The 17,927-nt window shown below is 39.0% G+C and carries 21 protein-coding genes; 10 read left to right on the top strand and 11 right to left on the bottom strand.

What is annotated here, in order from left to right; translation table 11 throughout:
• Positions 1–1,161 (top strand): esterase-like activity of phytase family protein (locus Aru01_RS15515; protein ID WP_042111577.1); only part of this gene is annotated, 1,161 nt, incomplete at its 5' end.
• Positions 1,162–1,213: 52 nt separating this feature from the next.
• On the opposite strand, the gene Aru01_RS15510 is transcribed toward Aru01_RS15515, so the two are convergent.
• The 4 genes from Aru01_RS15510 to Aru01_RS15495 form a co-directional block, all read right to left on the bottom strand.
• Positions 1,214–1,402, bottom strand: coding sequence for a YqaE/Pmp3 family membrane protein (locus Aru01_RS15510; RefSeq protein ID WP_016654980.1), 189 nt, complete (start codon positions 1,400–1,402; stop codon positions 1,214–1,216).
• Positions 1,403–1,472: 70 nt separating this feature from the next.
• Positions 1,473–2,135, bottom strand: a complete 663-nt coding sequence (locus Aru01_RS15505; protein WP_016654981.1) for a hypothetical protein — start codon at positions 2,133–2,135, stop codon at positions 1,473–1,475.
• Positions 2,136–2,151: 16 nt separating this feature from the next.
• Complete coding sequence (locus Aru01_RS15500) at positions 2,152–2,586, bottom strand: ClpXP protease specificity-enhancing factor (protein WP_016654982.1); 435 nt, start codon at positions 2,584–2,586, stop codon at positions 2,152–2,154.
• Between the two features lie 9 nt (positions 2,587–2,595).
• Positions 2,596–3,252: a glutathione S-transferase N-terminal domain-containing protein gene (locus Aru01_RS15495; RefSeq protein ID WP_016654983.1), complete on the bottom strand. Its 657-nt coding sequence runs from the start codon at positions 3,250–3,252 to the stop codon at positions 2,596–2,598.
• Between the two features lie 408 nt (positions 3,253–3,660).
• Here Aru01_RS15495 and Aru01_RS15490 point away from each other — a divergent pair, with 408 nt between their 5' ends.
• The 3 genes from Aru01_RS15490 to Aru01_RS15480 all read left to right on the top strand — a co-directional run bounded on the left by Aru01_RS15490 (position 3,661) and on the right by Aru01_RS15480 (position 7,307).
• Positions 3,661–6,282 (top strand): ShlB/FhaC/HecB family hemolysin secretion/activation protein, encoded by a 2,622-nt coding sequence (locus Aru01_RS15490; RefSeq protein WP_162183617.1) that lies wholly within the window; start codon positions 3,661–3,663, stop codon positions 6,280–6,282.
• Positions 6,283–6,399: 117 nt separating this feature from the next.
• Complete coding sequence (locus Aru01_RS15485; protein WP_016654985.1) at positions 6,400–6,774, top strand: hypothetical protein; 375 nt, start codon at positions 6,400–6,402, stop codon at positions 6,772–6,774.
• A 35-nt stretch (positions 6,775–6,809) separates the two neighbouring features.
• A complete protein-coding gene (locus Aru01_RS15480; RefSeq protein ID WP_016654986.1) occupies positions 6,810–7,307 on the top strand; it encodes a hypothetical protein in 498 nt (165 codons plus the stop codon).
• Positions 7,308–7,375: 68 nt separating this feature from the next.
• Here Aru01_RS15480 and rpsI read toward each other — a convergent pair whose 3' ends face one another.
• A complete protein-coding gene (rpsI, locus tag Aru01_RS15475) occupies positions 7,376–7,762 on the bottom strand; it encodes a 30S ribosomal protein S9 (protein WP_016654987.1) in 387 nt (128 codons plus the stop codon).
• A 13-nt stretch (positions 7,763–7,775) separates the two neighbouring features.
• Positions 7,776–8,204: a 50S ribosomal protein L13 gene (gene rplM, locus Aru01_RS15470; protein ID WP_016654988.1), complete on the bottom strand. Its 429-nt coding sequence runs from the start codon at positions 8,202–8,204 to the stop codon at positions 7,776–7,778.
• 395 nt (positions 8,205–8,599) lie between these two features.
• Between rplM and pdxA the strand changes: the two genes are divergently transcribed.
• From pdxA to Aru01_RS15445, 5 genes are all read left to right on the top strand, one after another.
• Complete coding sequence (gene pdxA / locus Aru01_RS15465) at positions 8,600–9,574, top strand: 4-hydroxythreonine-4-phosphate dehydrogenase PdxA (RefSeq protein WP_040330975.1); 975 nt, start codon at positions 8,600–8,602, stop codon at positions 9,572–9,574.
• Between the two features lie 23 nt (positions 9,575–9,597).
• Positions 9,598–10,410, top strand: coding sequence for a 16S rRNA (adenine(1518)-N(6)/adenine(1519)-N(6))-dimethyltransferase RsmA (gene rsmA / locus Aru01_RS15460; protein ID WP_016654990.1), 813 nt, complete (start codon positions 9,598–9,600; stop codon positions 10,408–10,410).
• A gap of 1 nt (position 10,411) precedes the next feature.
• Positions 10,412–11,251, top strand: a complete 840-nt coding sequence (locus tag Aru01_RS15455) for a symmetrical bis(5'-nucleosyl)-tetraphosphatase (protein ID WP_016654991.1) — start codon at positions 10,412–10,414, stop codon at positions 11,249–11,251.
• 319 nt (positions 11,252–11,570) lie between these two features.
• Entirely contained in the window at positions 11,571–11,903 is a 333-nt protein-coding gene (locus Aru01_RS15450) for an SMR family transporter (RefSeq protein ID WP_171068154.1), read from the top strand.
• 5 nt (positions 11,904–11,908) lie between these two features.
• Complete coding sequence (locus Aru01_RS15445) at positions 11,909–12,478, top strand: TetR/AcrR family transcriptional regulator (protein ID WP_016654993.1); 570 nt, start codon at positions 11,909–11,911, stop codon at positions 12,476–12,478.
• A gap of 26 nt (positions 12,479–12,504) precedes the next feature.
• Here Aru01_RS15445 and Aru01_RS15440 read toward each other — a convergent pair whose 3' ends face one another.
• The 4 genes from Aru01_RS15440 to hflX form a co-directional block, all read right to left on the bottom strand.
• Entirely contained in the window at positions 12,505–13,224 is a 720-nt protein-coding gene (locus Aru01_RS15440) for a hypothetical protein (RefSeq protein WP_016654994.1), read from the bottom strand.
• A 215-nt stretch (positions 13,225–13,439) separates the two neighbouring features.
• On the bottom strand, positions 13,440–14,114 hold the full coding sequence (locus Aru01_RS15435; protein WP_016654995.1) for an LrgB family protein: 675 nt from the start codon (positions 14,112–14,114) through the stop codon (positions 13,440–13,442).
• A 12-nt stretch (positions 14,115–14,126) separates the two neighbouring features.
• Positions 14,127–14,498, bottom strand: coding sequence for a hypothetical protein (locus Aru01_RS15430; RefSeq protein WP_016654996.1), 372 nt, complete (start codon positions 14,496–14,498; stop codon positions 14,127–14,129).
• 34 nt (positions 14,499–14,532) lie between these two features.
• Positions 14,533–15,873 carry a ribosome rescue GTPase HflX gene (hflX, locus tag Aru01_RS15425; RefSeq protein ID WP_016654997.1) on the bottom strand — a complete coding sequence of 447 codons (1,341 nt, stop codon included), beginning with the start codon at positions 15,871–15,873 and terminating at the stop codon, positions 14,533–14,535.
• A 266-nt stretch (positions 15,874–16,139) separates the two neighbouring features.
• Here hflX and Aru01_RS15420 point away from each other — a divergent pair, with 266 nt between their 5' ends.
• Entirely contained in the window at positions 16,140–16,955 is an 816-nt protein-coding gene (locus Aru01_RS15420; RefSeq protein ID WP_016654998.1) for a lysophospholipid acyltransferase family protein, read from the top strand.
• A gap of 10 nt (positions 16,956–16,965) precedes the next feature.
• Here the strand turns inward: Aru01_RS15420 and Aru01_RS15415 are convergent.
• The coding region (locus tag Aru01_RS15415) for a phospholipase D-like domain-containing protein (RefSeq protein WP_042111574.1) at positions 16,966–17,927 on the bottom strand (962 nt) is incomplete at its 5' end.

Raw genomic sequence — 17,927 nt, 5'->3', positions numbered from 1 at the left:
GAGCCCAAGGTCAGTGTGCCAACCTTAACTGCATTTGCAAAATTAGATGTAGCTACTTTTGCTACAGGGTCAGATTCTGGCGCTTTTATTCAAGAAGCCAATGGTTTTAAGCCCTTATTTAAAGGACAGCCTGTACAGGGTTTTTCTGCGGCACTTAAAAATGCTGATGGAACTTATATGGCTATGCCTGATAATGGTTTTGGTGCACAAGATAACTCAGCAGATTTTTTACTCCGTATTTATCAGATTAAACCTGAATTTAGAACAAAAGCAGCAGGTTCAGGCCAAGTCAAAGTGATCAGTCATATTCAGTTACGTGATCCGAATAAATTAATTCCTTTTCCGATTGTCAATGAAAAGACCAGTGAGCGTTTTTTAACTGGCGCAGACTTTGATCCAGAGTCACTACAAAGAACAGCAGATGGGAGCTATTGGATAGGAGAGGAGTTTGGCCCTTATTTATTGCATTTTGATAAAGATGGAGTTTTGCTTGATGCGCCCTTTGGCTTACCTAATCCTTATGAGAAAGGCAAAGAGTTACGTTCACCACAAAACCAGTTGAATAAGGCGGGTATTAACTATGTTGAGCCTTTAGTTGCAAGAAGTGCGGGTTTTGAGGGGATGGCATTGTCTAAAGATGGGCGTTATTTGTATCCAATATTAGAGAAACCCTTGATTGGTGACAACTCAGGGCAGTTGATCATTTCACAGTTTGACGTAGAGAAAAAAGCATATACAGGTAAGTATTATTTATTTAAATTGGATACGAAAGCGAGCAATATTGGTGATTTCCAAATGTTCAGTAATGACGAGGGGATAATTATTGAGCGTGATGCTTCACAAAATGATTTACAAGGTCATAAAAAGTTGATCCGTGTAAAATTTAATCAGTCTGGTCAGGAGATTCAACGCATGTTATTAGTTGATCTTATGAAAATTGACAATCCAGATCTGCTATATGGCAAAGTGCGGGAAGGTGATATTGGTACAGGCAAAGACTTTGCTTTTCCATTTGAAACAATTGAAGATGTCATCATCGAAAATGCCACAACATTGACATTGCTTAATGACAATAACTTTCCATTCTCAACAGGGCGCAATAAAAAGCTCGCGGATGATAATGAAGTGATTCAGATTAAGTTACCAAAGGCTTTGTATTAATTGTTGGGCAGAACCTTATATTGCTTGAATGCAGTATAAGGTTTTAATTAAGTTACTGTCCTAATGCTTTTTTGATTTTCTGATCAGTTTTAAATTGTGAGAGTGCATAAACAGCCCAAATAGTCGCAGGTAACCAGCCGATAATAGTGATTTGTAGCACTAGACAGATAATGCCGGCAATTGGGCGTCCTATCGTAAAAAAGACTAACCAAGGAACCAAAAAGGCAATCAGTAATCTCATAAGAAATACTCCATAGCTAAAATAAAAAGACCGATACAGAGATCGGTCTAAAATCGTGATTATCTATAACTTAGATAAATACGTATTTAGTCAAAGCATCATAGAGAATCCAAAGTACAACGAGAGCAACAATCGGTTCTAAAACCTTTGCCCAAGTTGGTTTAAGCTCAGGCACAGCCACTTGCTCTACGGTTTCTACATCATTATGCGTTTGTTGTGCATGTACCATCTGGTTAAACTCCTTCATACTCTCTTCTAGAGATAGCTCGTCCTCTTCAGTTCGCTGTGAACCTAATAGTTCAGTCAGACCACTGAGAGACCACACCCAATCTTTGGCTTGCCCAGACAAATGTTCGATTTGTCCAACAAGTAATTCATGCATGCCATTTTCGCCATAATGTCCAATTTCATCAAGTTGTTTTAACTCGATGAACTGTAAATTAAATAGATCGGTGGCAGTTTGCTCAAAGTCTTGGTGACTAAGTTCCGATTCATTCAATGGCGAAGTCGTTAAGTGCCTTGCGATTTCTTGAATGTAGAGTGGATTGATGGCATGAATTTCTTGATACATTTTGCTGGGTTGTTCACGCCATAAGCAAATAATTCTAGCGAGAGACAAGCTACACATTTCATCGAGTAAATTTTCACGTTGTCCATCACTGTAGTTGTTTAGAAGCTGAGGTTTTTGGGTTTTTATCTGCTCAGCAAAATATTGTACAAGATCAAAAGCCATCATTGACTCCCTAGGTTTAATCTAAAATGCGCAGGCTCGGTTTTTTCTTGATGGAATTTTGTTCTGTTTCATCATTATCTTTTGATTCTAAATCATTTTTCTCAAGATTAACATTTGCATACTCTTCAGGATCGAAAAATAATCCTTGCCCATTTTCACGTGCATAGATACCCATGAGTGCTGAAAAAGGTACATAAATATCTTTAGAAACACCACCAAAGCGCGCTGAGAAGGTGATTGCTTCATTGCCCATATTTAAACGATGAACAGCGTGAGGCGCGAGATTTAAAACAATTTGTCCATCTTGTATAAACTGTACAGGGACATCTGTATATGGCTGTGTAGCATCAACAAGAATGTGTGGAGTCAAGTTATGGTCACAAATCCATTCATAAATTGCACGGCTTAAATATGGACGGGTCGGGCTTAGATTTAATTCAGATTCAGACATAATATTACTCTATTGGTGTACAAAAAAATCTTGATAGCGATTTTTCTCTTCATGGGTCATGGACTTTAAAAAAGCCGGACGATTAAATATACGTTGGCAGTACAATAGGATCGGCCTACTTTGCTGTAGGGGAACGACATTGCCCATATGCACTAACCGTATGAAAATTGGTGCCAAGATGCAATCTAAAATTGTAAAGTGTTCAGACATAAAGTAAGGATAATGCTGAAACAATGGGCTCAGTGATAGCAGGGTATTGCGCATCTCAATTTGTGCTTTTTGTTGTGCTTGCCGATTAAGCGTATCTGGATGATTCAGCATTTGATCTGCTAACTTAAACCAATCTTGCTCAAAGCGCCAAATATACTGACGCTGTTCAGCACGGGCAGCTGGTGTATCCGCATAAAGTTTATTTTGTCGATAGCGATCATCAATATACTCAGACATGATCGCACTATTGAAAAGTTTAAGTTGATTTTCAACTAACATCGGGACTTGGTTATAGGGATTTAAATTGGCCACGTCTTCATTGTGATCTTCTACAATAATGTGGTGATATTTAATTTGTTTTTCAGCCAATACATAACGAATCCAATGCGAACGAAAGTCATCGGCATGGCTATATAGGGTAATTCCCTGAGGTGGTGCTGCATTTTCGAGGTGCATATTTCCACGGTTAAACAAAATTAATCATATAGCATACTAAAAATACTAGTGAAAAGCATGGATTGCATTGAGGACTTTACTTAACTTGTTCTAAATCTGCTAAATAGGCCAATACTTAATATTATTGACAACTCATATTTCAAGATCAATGCTTGTAAATTGTGTATAAATTGTAAACGGGGTAGGTTAAAACAATAGATTATTTTATTTGAAATAAATTAAATTAATTTTAATTCATATTTATTCTATTGAATGATTAATGATTATTTTCGTATAAAAATAAATCACATGAAAAATATAGGTCATTTATTGTTAATTATTTTTAAAATATGATTCAGTTTTAAACTAATAAAAATTTAAATGTTGAATAGAAACTATCGTTATATTTTAAAAATGTGTTTTACTGGTATGTTTGTTTTAATTAGTGTGAAAGTACAAGCATTAGAAGATTTATCTATTCGTGAAAACATACATCAACAACAACGTTTAGATGATTTAACAAAGCAATTTACTCATGATGGTATTTTGAAGCCAAAGCAAAAAGTAGAAAAAAGATCATTAACTACATTAGTTGAACATGAAGCACATTGTTTTCAAATTAATCAATTAAAGTTCATTATAAATGATCCATTATTGTTGAATAACACATCAAAGTTGAATGATTTATTTTACGCGCTAAATCAGAAAAATATTGTTGTAGGGCAATGTATAGGAACTCAAAGCTTAAAAAATATCATACGTTATGCACAGGGAGAGTTAATAAAAAAAGGATATGTTACAAGTCAACTTATTGTTAATGATCAGGATCTATCTAGAGGAGAATTGGTTTTAAATTTGCAATTGGGCCGTGTTCATCAAATTTATTCAAAAGATGCAGCGCTCAGTAAAAGTGAGATTTATACAGCCTTTCCAATTAAAAGAGGAGATATCCTAGATATAAAAAGGATCGATCAAGGCTTGGAAAATTTAAGAAAAAATCTTAGTCATGATGTTGATATTAAAATTGAGCCTGCTGTTACGCAAAATGGAGAAAAACTAGTTGGATATAGTGATTTATTTATAATTTCTCACCTAGATAAGAAAATTGGTATAAATATAGGTGTGGATAACTCAGGTTATAAAAATACAGGGGTTTATATTGGAAATCTAGGGATCTCAATCAATAGTCCACTTCATTTAAATGATGTGCTGAATTTGAATTTAAGTCATTCATTGGATAACTGGCATAAAGATCTCAATCAAAATAACTATATGAGCTATGTCGTTCCATTTAAAAATTATGAATTATCTGCAAATTATAATGAATATACTTTTGAGCAAAATCTACCGAGTTATTTGGCTTCACCGATTCGCTATATTGGTGAAACACAGCAAAGTAATGTCAAACTATCTAAATTATTAAATCGAAGTACAAATTATAAGACAAATGTATATATCAAAGGCTATCACAAAAGCACACGTAATAGTTTTGGTGGCATAGACCTTGTCTCACAACAAAGAACAACAACAGGATGGAACTTAGGTTTTCAACACCGCCATTATATTGGAACAGGGGTATTAGATTTTGATCTGAATTACCGACATGGTACGGGTGCATTCGCTGCAACCTCAGCACCGGATATATTAAAACACCATAGTTTTAATGAGTTAATCCAGCCTTTGGCCAGTTATTTCCCCAAAACCTATCAATATCTGGTTTCTCAGCAGATTCAATATCAGGTATCTTTTGAGTGGTGGGGGCGCTTTGATGTTAAAGATGATCTCCTTTGTCAGCCCTGTTTTGCTTTGCATCAACGGATTTATTATCTGAGTCCTTATGATTCATTTTGTCGTGCCCTACCTAACTATCTGTTACAAGGCTGGTCTAAGTATCTGGGGGGGATTGTCTGTTCTGATAATGGCAATAATATGTGGGGAAAAACCCTCATTGATAATCCGTTTCATTGGCAGAGTTTTGATGATTACTTACCTCGACGAAATAAAAAGCAACTAATCAAGTCTTTGATCGAACGTATTCCTTATGTCTATGTCGATACAAAGGAAGAAGATCCAACTAAACAAGAAAAACACCGTTTAAAGGGCTTTCCTAACTTGCGTTGTATGTTAGATGCGCGTGAGCCTATGTCGCAGTCTAAAAAGTATGACTTATTATTGATGTGCTATGAGTATAACCAGACGGTGTACTGGGTCAAGGATGGCGACTTTGAACGAGGGATATTTGAGATTGAGCATGTTGAAGATGCCTTAGATCACTACTTTCTTCATGTGTTTTCACAACATGATCAGGAGTTTAGCCGATTTGACTTTAGCCCTTGGGCGGGTCGACACGTACTCAGTAAAGAAGTAACGATTAGGCAAGAGATCGAGCTTGATGAGGACGAGGATGATGAGGAGGTGATGAGTATTCCTGTGTCAGATCCAGAACTTGCAGCAAAGCTCGGCCATGTTCCAAACCAGTTAAGATTAGGTTTTTGTTATAGCTTAGGAATTGAAGGTTTTGACAAAGATCTTAAACGTGGTCATGACTGGTTTTGGCAAGCGATCAAGTCAGGCAGTTTGCTGGCACAGTATAATTGGGCGAGCTTTTGGTGTGAGGAGGCCGACTATATCCGAGAAGAAGCGTCATTCACGCTACAAACATTAGAACATATGCATCAGCAGGGGAACCTTGCTGCAACATATATGCTGGGTGTGTGTTATGAGCAAGGCAGTTTGGGGCTACAGCTTAATCCACAGTTCGCCGTGCAATATTATCAACAGGCGGCGGATCAAGGTTTTGCACCTGCGATGAATAACCTTGCAGATAAATATGAAACTGGTGTAGGTGTGGCACAGGACTTAAATAAAGCTTTTGAACTTTATAACATTGCAGCTGAGCAGGAAATCGCAGCAGCGCAGTGGAGTCTGGCGGTGATGTATTTAAATGGTACACCGATTGCACGAGATGATGCTCAGGGCAAATATTACTTAGAAAAAGCTTTAAGCAATGGTTGGGACAATGCCCAAGTGATTTTAGATACGCTGGATTAATTATAATTTATTTAACTCGTACTGATTTGGCCTTAAGAGTTAAACAGTACGGCTGAATATTAGTAGCAATAAATAGCTAAAAGCTATAAAAATTAACGACGATAAAAGAGAAAAAATATGTTTTTAAACAAAGTATTATTAGAAAGCCTACCGAAGAGTGTGCCTGATTATATAAATCTAAATTATCAAGATGGGGATTTGATCGCCTTATGTACATGGGCTGAAAAAACCATGGAGCTTAAATTTAACCATGTTGAATCATTTAGAGTATCTATAGAAGGGCTGTTATTAAAAATGCAAGCATCTTTAAAATTTACAGGAGATTGTTTTGTCTATGGTGGTGATAAACTGGATTTATATACTTGGATCAATGATCAAACTTATGGTTACTTAGATACGATAAACTTCCATAAAACTATGTTAATTTCTTCTGATGAAATTATTGAGATCATCTATGGTGGTGAGATGCAAATTATCAGAGAGTGTTCTTAAATAGAGATCATTTAACTTCGATTAAGGATGACAAGATGAAATTCGTAGTCCCTGTGCTGACGCTGTTCACTATAGTATTTACCCAGCAGCTCTATGCGGCGAAAAGGCTTTCTTCAGTAGATTCGGACTATGCTGAGGCTGTCAAGGCAGCTACAGAAGCAGCCGAGGAAGCTCAAGCTTTGGGTGCAACATCTGACTGTGATGGTCAAAGTTGCACTGTTGCTGCAGTGTCGTGTGATGATGATCCAAATGCAGAAGTATGCAATGTTCAACCTACTTATGGTGGAATAAAACAGCGTTATGTGGTCAAAGGCTGTCGAGTGACGATATATAACGATGGACCAGTTGAGATGGTGCATGAAAAAACAGGGAAGTGGTGTGATGCACCTTTACCTAAAGATCATGTGTTTAATCAACCCACTCGATCATATCAAGACAACAGTGGCTGTCAAATTTCTGAATATACCAGTGTAAGTGGTTTAGGTGTAGGGGTTGCAGACTGTTCGAATGCTCCACCAAGCAAGTCAAAGTAAAATAAAAACATTAGATATAAAAAAACCTCGGAAAATCCGAGGTTTTTTGGTCCGATTCGGTAAACGAATTAACGTTTAGAGAATTGAGGACGTTTACGTGCTTTACGTAAACCAAGTTTCTTACGTTCAACTTCACGAGCATCACGAGTAACGAAGCCAGCTTGACGAAGAGCAGGTTTTAATGTTTCGTCAGAAGCGATAAGTGCACGAGTAATACCGTGACGGATCGCACCAGCTTGACCACCGATACCACCACCTTTAACAGTGATGTATAGGTCATATTTACCAGTCGCTTCTAAAAGCTCAAGCGGTTGACGAACAACCATTTGTGCAGTTTCACGACCGAAATATTGTTCTAGTGAACGGTTGTTGATAACAAGTTTTCCAGTACCAGCAGATAGGAAAACACGTGCAGTTGCGGTCTTACGGCGACCTGTACCATAATTAGTAGCCATGTGCAGTTATCCCTTAGATGTCCAAAACTTGTGGCTGTTGAGCAGTATGAGGATGCTCGCTACCAGCGTACACTTTCATTTTCTTGATCATTGCATAACCAAGAGGACCTTTTGGCAACATGCCTTTAACAGCGCGTTGGAAGATTTCTTCTGGTTTGTGAGCAACTAACTTTTCAAAGTTAGTTTCACGGATACCACCTGGGAAACCAGTATGGCGATAGTATTTTTTGTCATGCGACTTCTTACCAGTCACTTGAACTTCTTCAGCATTGATAACAACGATGTAGTCACCAGTATCAACGTGAGGAGTATAAGAAGTTTTATGCTTACCGCGTAAACGACGAGCGATTTCAGTCGCAAGGCGACCTAAAGTTTTGCCAGAAGCATCAACAACGTACCAGTCGTGTTGAACTTCAGCTGGCTTAGCGCTGAGAGTTTTCATTAACCACTACCTATTATAGTTGGTTTGGACTTTAGACAGCGTCCAAACAAAAAGGAGTGCGTATTCTATGCGAAAGCCACAAAAAATACAATGAAAAAGTTGCGTTGTATCGCGTTATTGCTGTGTTGGGTTTTGTCGCGAAAACTCTATGGGGTAAACGATCAGTGGTTTGTTTTTAACATATTGAATAATTGTATATTTATTTGAGACTAATGGGGGTGCTATTGCCCCTGTGAGCAAATGGTTTTGCTGTGTTTAATTTATAATTAAACCCATAAATGCATTTTGAATTAAAGTAATTTTATTAAGAATATTTGATCTTTATTATGCAAATGCATGTTGAAGATGAGTATTCGGCCTTATACTTAAAGCGAGTTTCCCTAGGGTACACGGTTATGCTTCCTTTATATGTCACCAGTGGTGAGCCTGCTGGTATTGGTCCTGATATTTGCCTGAGTTTGGCACATCGTGTAGATGAGCGACCTGTGGTGGTTTTGGCAGATCGGGCACTTTTACAGCAGCGAGCAGATATATTAAATCTTTCTGTGCAATTGATTGACTATCAAGGACAAACAGAGTCTTCAGCTCTTGGTGAGCTTTATGTTGAGCATGTTGCATTACAACATGAGGTTAAACTTGGGGAGCTAGATTGCGCCAATGCTGCTTATGTATTGGAACAGTTACGTCGATCGGCGGATTATGCCATGCATGGTCGTAGTGTGGGTGTGGCGACTGCGCCTGTTCAAAAATCAGTAATTAATGAAGCAGGCATTGCCTTTAGTGGACATACTGAATATTACCAAGAGTTTGCAGGGGTAGAGCGTGTTGTGATGATGCTAGCAACCAAACAATTGCGTGTTGCTTTGGTGACTACTCATCTGGCACTACGTGATGTTGCTGATGCGATTACTACTGAGCGTCTAGAACAGGTGATTGATATTTTACTGCATGACCTCAGACATAAATTTAAAATCGCCAAGCCTAAGGTTCTAGTTTGTGGACTTAATCCTCATGCTGGCGAAGATGGTTATCTTGGCCGTGAAGAAATTGATACGATTAATCCAGTATTGCAGCGTTACCGTGAACAAGACAATGACCTCAGTTTAAGTCTGCCTGCAGATACCTTATTTCGCCCAGATTATCTACATGATGCTGATGCAGTTTTAGCGATGTATCATGATCAAGGCCTACCTGTGTTAAAATCGCAAGGCTTTGGAGAAGCAATTAATATCACCTTGGGTCTGCCATTTATTCGGACCTCAGTGGACCATGGTACGGCACTAGCACTTGCAGGAACTGGACAAGCAAAAAGTTCGAGTTTGCATGTAGCTGTTGATCTGGCCTTGGAACTTGCTCATCAATCCATTTAAACATCTTATGTTGGACATATTTTATGTATCAGATTAATGCCCTAAACCCTAAAGATGAAGGGCATCAAGCTCGTAAACGCTTTGGTCAGAACTTTTTACATGACCAAGGTGTCATTGCAAAAATTGTCCGTTCAGTGAGTCCGCGTGCAGGCGATAATATTATTGAAATTGGCCCCGGTTTGGCCGCACTTACTTCACCTTTGATTGGTGAATGTGAGGCATTAACTGTACTTGAACTTGACCGCGACTTGGCTGCGGGCTTACCTGGTCGAGTTCCACATCCTGAACGTTTAACAATAATTGAAACCGACGCTTTGAAGTTCGACTTCAATAGCTTGGTACAGGCTGAACGTCCATTACGTATCGTCGGTAACTTGCCTTATAACATTTCAACGCCTTTGTTATTTCATCTCATCGAGTTTGGTGGCAAAGTCAAAGACATGCACTTTATGTTGCAAAAAGAAGTCGTTGACCGCATCACTGCTGAACCGAATAGTAAAGAATATGGTCGTTTATCAGTAATGATTCAATATTATTGCAAAGCAACCTTTTTATTTGCAGTTCCACCTGGGGCATTTAATCCGCCACCAAAAGTGACCAGTGCCGTCTTTCGTTTAGAGCCTTATGCTGTGAAGCCGATCGTGGCTAAAGATGAAAAAGCTTTGGCACGATTGGTTTCACATGTCTTTACTCAGCGTCGCAAGACCTTAAGAAACAGTTTAAAAGGTATGTTGAATGAAGGTGCTTTTGAGGCAGCAGGTGTAGATCCAATGGCACGTCCTGAAACTTTAACTCTAGCGCAATTCGTTGCTCTGGCCGATCAAATGGTGGCTTAATATGGCGCGTTATAATTATGTCATTGGTGATGTGCAAGGTTGTTTTGAAGCACTGAAAGAGCTATTAAAGCTGATTAAGTTTGATCCAGATCAGGACTTTATTTGGTTTGCTGGTGACTTAGTTGCACGTGGTGAAAACTCGATTGGTGCATTAAGATTTGTCAAAAAACTGGCGGATCGTGGCGCAGCTGCTACAGTCTTAGGTAACCACGATATCAATTTGCTTGCATGTGCTCGAGGTCTTAAACAAGCCAAAGATAAAGATGGTACTCAAGATGTTATTGATGCGATTGATAGTGATGAGTTGATTGATTGGTTGCGCCGTCAACCTTTATGTTTGATGCCGAATGAACAAACTATTCTTACCCATGCTGGAGTTGCACCCCTTTGGAGTGCTGAGCAATGCTTAGCATTGTCTAAAGAAGTACAAGCAGCATTGTCGCATGAAGATTTTGCTGTGATGGATGCTTTTTTAGCTGAAATGTATGGCAATGAACCATGCCTATGGTCTGAGACATTAAGTGGCAATATGCGTTTAAAAGTTATTACTAACTACCTAACACGCATGCGGTTAAGTGATGCAACTGGCCAAATTGAGTTTAGTTTTAAAGATGCATTAGATGTTGAAATGCCAGAGGGCTATCTTCCTTGGTTTGAATATCCATCTAAAGCAGCACAAAGCCATCAAGTTATTTTTGGTCATTGGGCTGCGCTGGGTGGTAAGCGCATTAGTGATCAAATTCAGAATGTTGATGGTGGCTGTGTTTGGGGTAAGCAATTATTGGCTTTTAGACTTGAAGACCAACAGATGTTTGCTGTAGACAACCCAATGTTTGCTTAACATCAAAGGCTCATAGCGCTTTTCACTCATCAAAAAAGTATTCAAGCCTTGGTATACGTGGCAGAGTGTGACCTGCCATGTTTGGCGATTCACAAGTAAGTGATGCTTACTTGTTAAGTGATATAAATTTATTGTGCTTAAGGGCCTACACCCCAGTAGTTCTTGAGCACAGTGGTATGCCCATCACATTCTCTCTTGAATATTGTTATTTCATGCAAATGTTATAAAAAAGTAAAAAAACTTGAGTTCAATTTTTAATTATTTAACATACCATCTGGTTGGTATGTTAAATTTAATAGGTGGATAAATGAACGCATTAATGATGGCTTATGGATTATTGGCTTTGGCCATTGTCTCTGAAGTGACAGGATCAACTTTCTTGGTGAAGTCGGAAGGTTTTACCAAACTTGGTCCATCTGTTGCAGTGATTGTGCTATTTAGTATTGCTTTTTACTTGTTATCTCATGTGATTAAAGTAATTCCTTTAGGGATTGCTTATGCAATATGGGCAGGTGTTGGGATTGTATTAACCGCAGTGATTGGTTATTTTGTGTTTCGACAAGGCTTAGACTTAGCTGCAATGGTGGGCATTGGGTTGATTGTGTCTGGAGTTATTGTTATTAATTTATTTTCCCACTCAACTGGACATTAAACATTATGCAAGCAACGACTTCATCTCGGAAAAACCCTGAAATGACGCGGCAAAAGATTTTGAATCATACGATTCAATTGGCTGCTGAAAAGGGCGTTTCCGGGGTGTCTATTCAAGGGGTTGCAGATTTGGTTGGTGTTTCCAAGGGTGGAGTATTTCATCACTTTCCCAATAAACAAAAGCTATTGGAAGAGATGATCGCTGAATTATTGCAACGTTTAGATGGTTTTGTTGATCAGGCCATTGCAAAAGATCCTGTGGCGCAGGGCTGTTTTACCCGTGCTTATATCGAGGCAACATTACAGGCTGAACCTGATGAGGTACAACTGTGGTCAGCGATTTCAATGACGATACTTACTGAACCAGTGTTGAATAATATGTGGATGCGTTGGTATCAAGCACGTTTAAAACGTCATAAACAAACGGATGATCATTTAGAATTGAAAATATTACGCTATGCAGCTGATGGAGTATGGCTTACAGCATTTGCAGAGATTGATGATCCGAACGAAACTGAACATATGAAACAAGAGCTCATTCAACGAAGTTACTTCAAATCGTCAAACAAGCAGTGAAATATTTCGATTTTAAGTGCATAGACTTACTGAGGATCTAGGTTTCTTTGCTGTTTTTTTCTTCGTTGTTTGACCACTAAAGGCGTGTTCTGACCTGCACCTAGACCTCTGAGGATGTTGATGAGGTAAATGAATAAAAACAAAAAGTAAAAAACAGGAATGACATATATCAATGAAAATAGAAATTCAGCAACAATAACACCCAATTTCGTATTATACATCAGTACAAAAATCTGCCCTCTACGGCTAGAGCTAGCAAAAGAAATATCGTCATTGATAAAATGAAATAGCCCAATCATGAAACAGAATATAAATAGTAGACTGACACAAGTTTTTTTAAAGATTGGCTGATCGAGTATAGGGAATTTATCAGCGTGCTTTGATCGATGATCAAAGACGATTTCATAATATTGTTGTTGAAATCGTCGACCAAGCCCATGTGATCGAATAAATTGGATTGCCCAGTAACTACTCATTATTAAGACGTAAATACCTGTGTAGAGGCTACTGAGCATGGTAAAAAAGGGCAGTGGTCCCTTGGCACCAACTGAGATATATAAATGCTGCTCAATGACTTGATATAGGTTGTACTCCCAAGTAGTGCTTGGAATAGCAGGAAAGAGCAGTAAGGGGGGAACAAATAGTAACAGCAGGCCAAACACAAAAACACGCTTCTGTTTTTTCGTCTTTTGCTTTTCTTCAGCCAGTTTAATTTGATGTGCTGCGTATTTTTCTTTTCGAAGCATGTGATAGTTTGATGCAAAGATCGTTGTGGGATTCTAAACAAAGCAGAGTTTTAGGTCAAAATAACGATAGGCTGTATTGGGTGAAAGAGAGATTCTTTTCTGATGAATCATTAGATGATGTTCCATAGTATCAACAGAACCCCAGTTTTTAGCTTTTTTGATAGGCTGTAGCATAAAAAAGGGAGCCAATGCTCCCTTCTTATTATTCAACAGGTTTAGCCAAAACCAACAAAGTGTATAAATAGTGGTAGCCAAATTGCGGTAAAAATAGCGTTAACTGCCATGCCAAAAGCTGCATAGCGTCCCGCAACAGGACCACGTTGCCAAGCTTGGGCAGTGCCGATCGCATGAGCTGCTAAGCCAAGGGCTAGACCAGAAGCACGTTCATCATTGATATGTTTTAAGATCAGTGGTGAGAATGCTGCACCAATAACCCCTGATAAAATCACAATCAAAATGACTAAGCTCACAGGAGAGTGCAGTAACTCTGCAATATTAATCGCAATCGGGGTTGTCACAGCACGAGTAGCAAAAGCCATGATGGTTGGTTCAGACATGTGTAGCAAATAAGCAAGGCTCATAGGTAGAGCAACAGCGCTGATACTGGCGAAGACTAAAATCCCAACCACTGATTTAATCGGTAAATCATCGTAACGCATTGCCGCTAAAGGAATCGCTAAGGCAACAGTGACATAGCCGAGTAAGTGATTAAATACGGTGTTTACTTCAGCAATATAGTGTTTATAAGGGATACCCAACAGCGCCAATAAGCCGATTACAAAGAACATACTCACGACAATGAGTGGAATCTGTGGCATTTTTTGGCTAATGGGTTTGGCCATGAGATAGGCGCATAGGGTAATCAATATACCAATGATGGTGCTTAACATATTATTGATCTCCTATAACCATCTTTTTGCCATTTTGGCATATACCCAAAGCGGGATGAGTGTGCTCACGACCATGACAAACAAAAATACCGGAATACTTTTGCCCATTTGTACCATGGTAAGTAATGAACCCGCACAGATGGGTAAGAAGGCAAAGGAGCTTTCTTTCATCAAGCGGTTATTACTGTCGATGATGCGAGGAGAAATCTTTTTGAAACGTCGCCAGACAAGCAAGCAAATCAGTAAACTGATTAAGCCAACAAGGTTGCCTAATTCAGGAAACTTTACTTGTGTCATGATCCATACAGCGGCCTCACGAAATATAACGATTAACGATAAGGTCACAGTCCATGCGAGCCAGTCAATTTGTTTTAGTCTGTCCATTGCGCTACTTATGTAATGTGATTTAATACAGGTTTTAACTTATCTCATCTTTAATTTCAAATGCTTCGAGTGGACGCTCGAACATTTTTGCAGCTTGACCCAAGATATCTCGTAGCGGTAAGTGCTGTTGTCGGAGCAATTGTTCTAACTTATGAGGCGCTATACGAATCGTTAACAGTAAGTTTCCTTCATCATCATATTGTTCAGATTGAATCACGTTAAGACTATACAGTTGTGTGCGTAGCTTGCCATAGATGGGTTTGAGCTTAAGTTCAAAATTTTGAATTTGTCCAAGTAAACATTCTTGGACAGCTTGACGTAATAGGTCGATCCCTAGTCCTGCATGCGCAGAAACATAGACGCGATCAGGTTGGTGAGGGGCTGCATAAATAATTTTTGCCTCTTCTCCACTTTGATCGATTTTATTGTAAACCCTTAGTGTTGCAACATCCGCACCGATTTCCTTGAGTACACTTTCAACTGCATCAATTTGCTCCATACAGTCTGGACTACTGCTGTCGATCACATGAAGTAGCAGTGTGGCTTCCAAAGTCTCTTCAAGAGTTGCCTTAAATGAGTCAACCAAAGAGTGAGGGAGATTACGTACAAATCCAACCGTGTCAGCTAAAACTAAGGCACCAATACCTTCCCAGTTGAGTCGACGTAATGTCGGATCTAAGGTGGCAAACAGTTGATCTGCTGCATAGACATCAGAATCAGCTAACAAGTTAAAGAGCGTAGATTTTCCAGCATTGGTATAGCCTACTAAAGATACTGTTGGAATATCTGCTTTTTGTCTTGCAGCACGACCTTGGGTACGGGTTTGTTTAACTTTCGCAAGCTTGTCTTTGAGTTGTCCCATACGGATTCGCAGTAAGCGACGGTCAGTTTCAAGCTGAGATTCACCTGGACCACGTAAGCCAATCCCACCTTTTTGTCGCTCTAAGTGTGTCCAACCACGAACTAGACGGGTAGATAGATGCTCGAGTTGGGCCAATTCAACTTGTAGTTTACCTTCGTGGGTGCGTGCTCGCTGAGCGAAGATATCGAGAATGAGACCCGTACGGTCAATCACTCGACATTGCACAATTTTTTCGAGGTTACGTTCTTGAGCTGGGCTTAGGGCATGATCAAAAATGACCAATTCAGCTTCATGTGCTTGAACTAATTCAGCAATTTCTTCAGCTTTACCCGAACCGATAAATAATTTGGGGTCAGGTTTAATCCGCTGAGCAGTGACATGCTCAAGCACCTCAGCACCTGCAGATTTTGCTAATAATCGAAATTCTTCTGTGTCTAAGTCTTCTAGCATTTGCACAGTCACACTGACTAAGATGGCACGCTCACCACCTTGATATCGATCAAAGTATTCCACAGATACCCAAACTCTCTAACGTGTTAATGTGACATTATGAAGTAAATTTTTCGAGAAGTGGACAATGCTTGTATAAAAGCCAAAAAATATAATAAAAAACTTCTGATCCAATAGGGTGATGATCATTGGATTTGGCATAAATCACTTTATTTAAATCGCAAATATATTCATTGTACTCAGCATTTTGGAATGCTTTACAAGTTATTTTTGTTGTATATGCTGTTAAAATCCAAAAGTTGATGTACTTTCTTGCTTAGTGAAACTTTATGACTCAGAACACGGCTGTGACTACTCGTAAAATGAGTACCTTATCTAAATTATTTATATATAGTAAAAAACTATTAACAAGTACAGTGGTTCTATCGGAAGGTTTTTATCTGGTTTATCGTCACCAATTGTATAAAGAACCGAATAATCCTAATAATACCCGTTACGTACAGTATTTCTGTCGACGTCTATGTGATGTCTTCAATATTAAGTTGAATGTACATGGTGAAGTTCCTCGTGAACCTGCATTGTGGGTGAGTAATCATGTTTCGTGGTTAGATGTTGCTGTTCTTGGCTCTGGCGCGCGGGTATTTTTTCTGGCCAAAGGCGAAGTCGAAAAATGGCCATTGCTGGGTACTTTAGCCAAAGGTGGTGGAACTTTATTTATTCATCGCGGTTCAGGCGATTCGGTGAAAATCCGTGAACAAATTACACAGTTCCTTAAACAAAATATTCCTGTTTTGTTCTTTCCTGAAGCGACAACCACTGATGGTACTCAAATCAAAAAGGTACATGGTCGTTTATTGGGTGCTGCAATCGAAGCGAATAAACCTGTACAAGTGTGTTTGATTTGCTATGTCAATCAAGCAGGTGAGTTAGATATGGTCGCTCCATTTATCGGTGAAACCAGTTTTGCAGATCATGTGCTTGAAGTATTTAAAATGCCAAAAGTTACGGCTCATCTTAAGGTTTTACCTGCAATCAGTGTTGCTGGGCATAGTGTTGAAAGTTTGACGGAGGAGGTGCAGAAAAAAATGAATGAGGGATTAGCTGAATTACAACAACAGGTACTTAAACCTATTACTGTCCAATAGTATCAAGGGCTTACATAAAGCCCTCTAGAGGTAGCCAAGAAATAATTTTTAAACCTGCTTTTTGCCACCATTTCATTTTGGGTTCTTTTGTATAGACCAAGGTGGCCTCGCTGGTTTGGAGTTGCCAGTTTATTTTACCATTTTCATCGAGTACCAATTTATAGGCATAACGATTGATATGCTGGTCTATGGTTTGGTGTACGAGGTTGGCCAGCGGTGGACTGTCTAAGACCACACCAATTTCTGTATTTAAGTAGGCAGAACGTGGATCAAAGTTAAAAGATCCAATAAAAACCTGTTTATTATCTACTGACATCAACTTGGCATGTAAGCTAGAGCGACTGAGTCCCTTTAAATTGATTTTTGCTTGTTTTGATAAATCTTTAGTGGTTTGTGTGAGCTGTTCATCTGAAAGTGCAGGTAGAAACTCATAGAGCTCAACACCACTTTTCAATAAGTCTATTCGATATTTTGCATAATAAGCATGTACCAGTGAGACATCATTGGCTTTAAATGAGTTGGTTAATATACGGACATGTACACCGTCTTGTGAAAGCTGTCCGATCTTTTCTGTTCCACTTTTTTCTGGAACAAAATAAGCTGAAATTAAATCGACATCATGATCTGGGACACTCAGGCGATTTTGTAGTTGGAAGTTCAACTGCTGTTCTTTTTTCGCTTTGGCACGAATTTTATCTGGAGAGTCCTTCACGACTTCTGCTTTGACCCATTCCCAGTCCTCATGGTGTTCTAACCAAAGATTAAAATCGTCTGAGCGTGTACTAATGTCGAGGTAGTTCTGCACACTTGCTTGTTGATAGTTGTTAATGAGTTGTTCTTTTAAACTCTCATAACGCAAGGTGTTTTGTGTGGGGCTGACAATTTGTAGGACTGGATAGGCATAGCTATCATTCCAGTATTGGTCAAAAGAGTCACCAATATCTTCAACCGCTTGTCCAACAAGCATCACGT

It is taken from the genome of Acinetobacter rudis (assembly GCF_000829675.1).
Taxonomy (GTDB): domain Bacteria; phylum Pseudomonadota; class Gammaproteobacteria; order Pseudomonadales; family Moraxellaceae; genus Acinetobacter; species Acinetobacter rudis.
The sequence above is the reverse complement of the archived record's forward strand: the minus strand, read 5'-3'. Positions and strand labels throughout refer to the sequence as shown.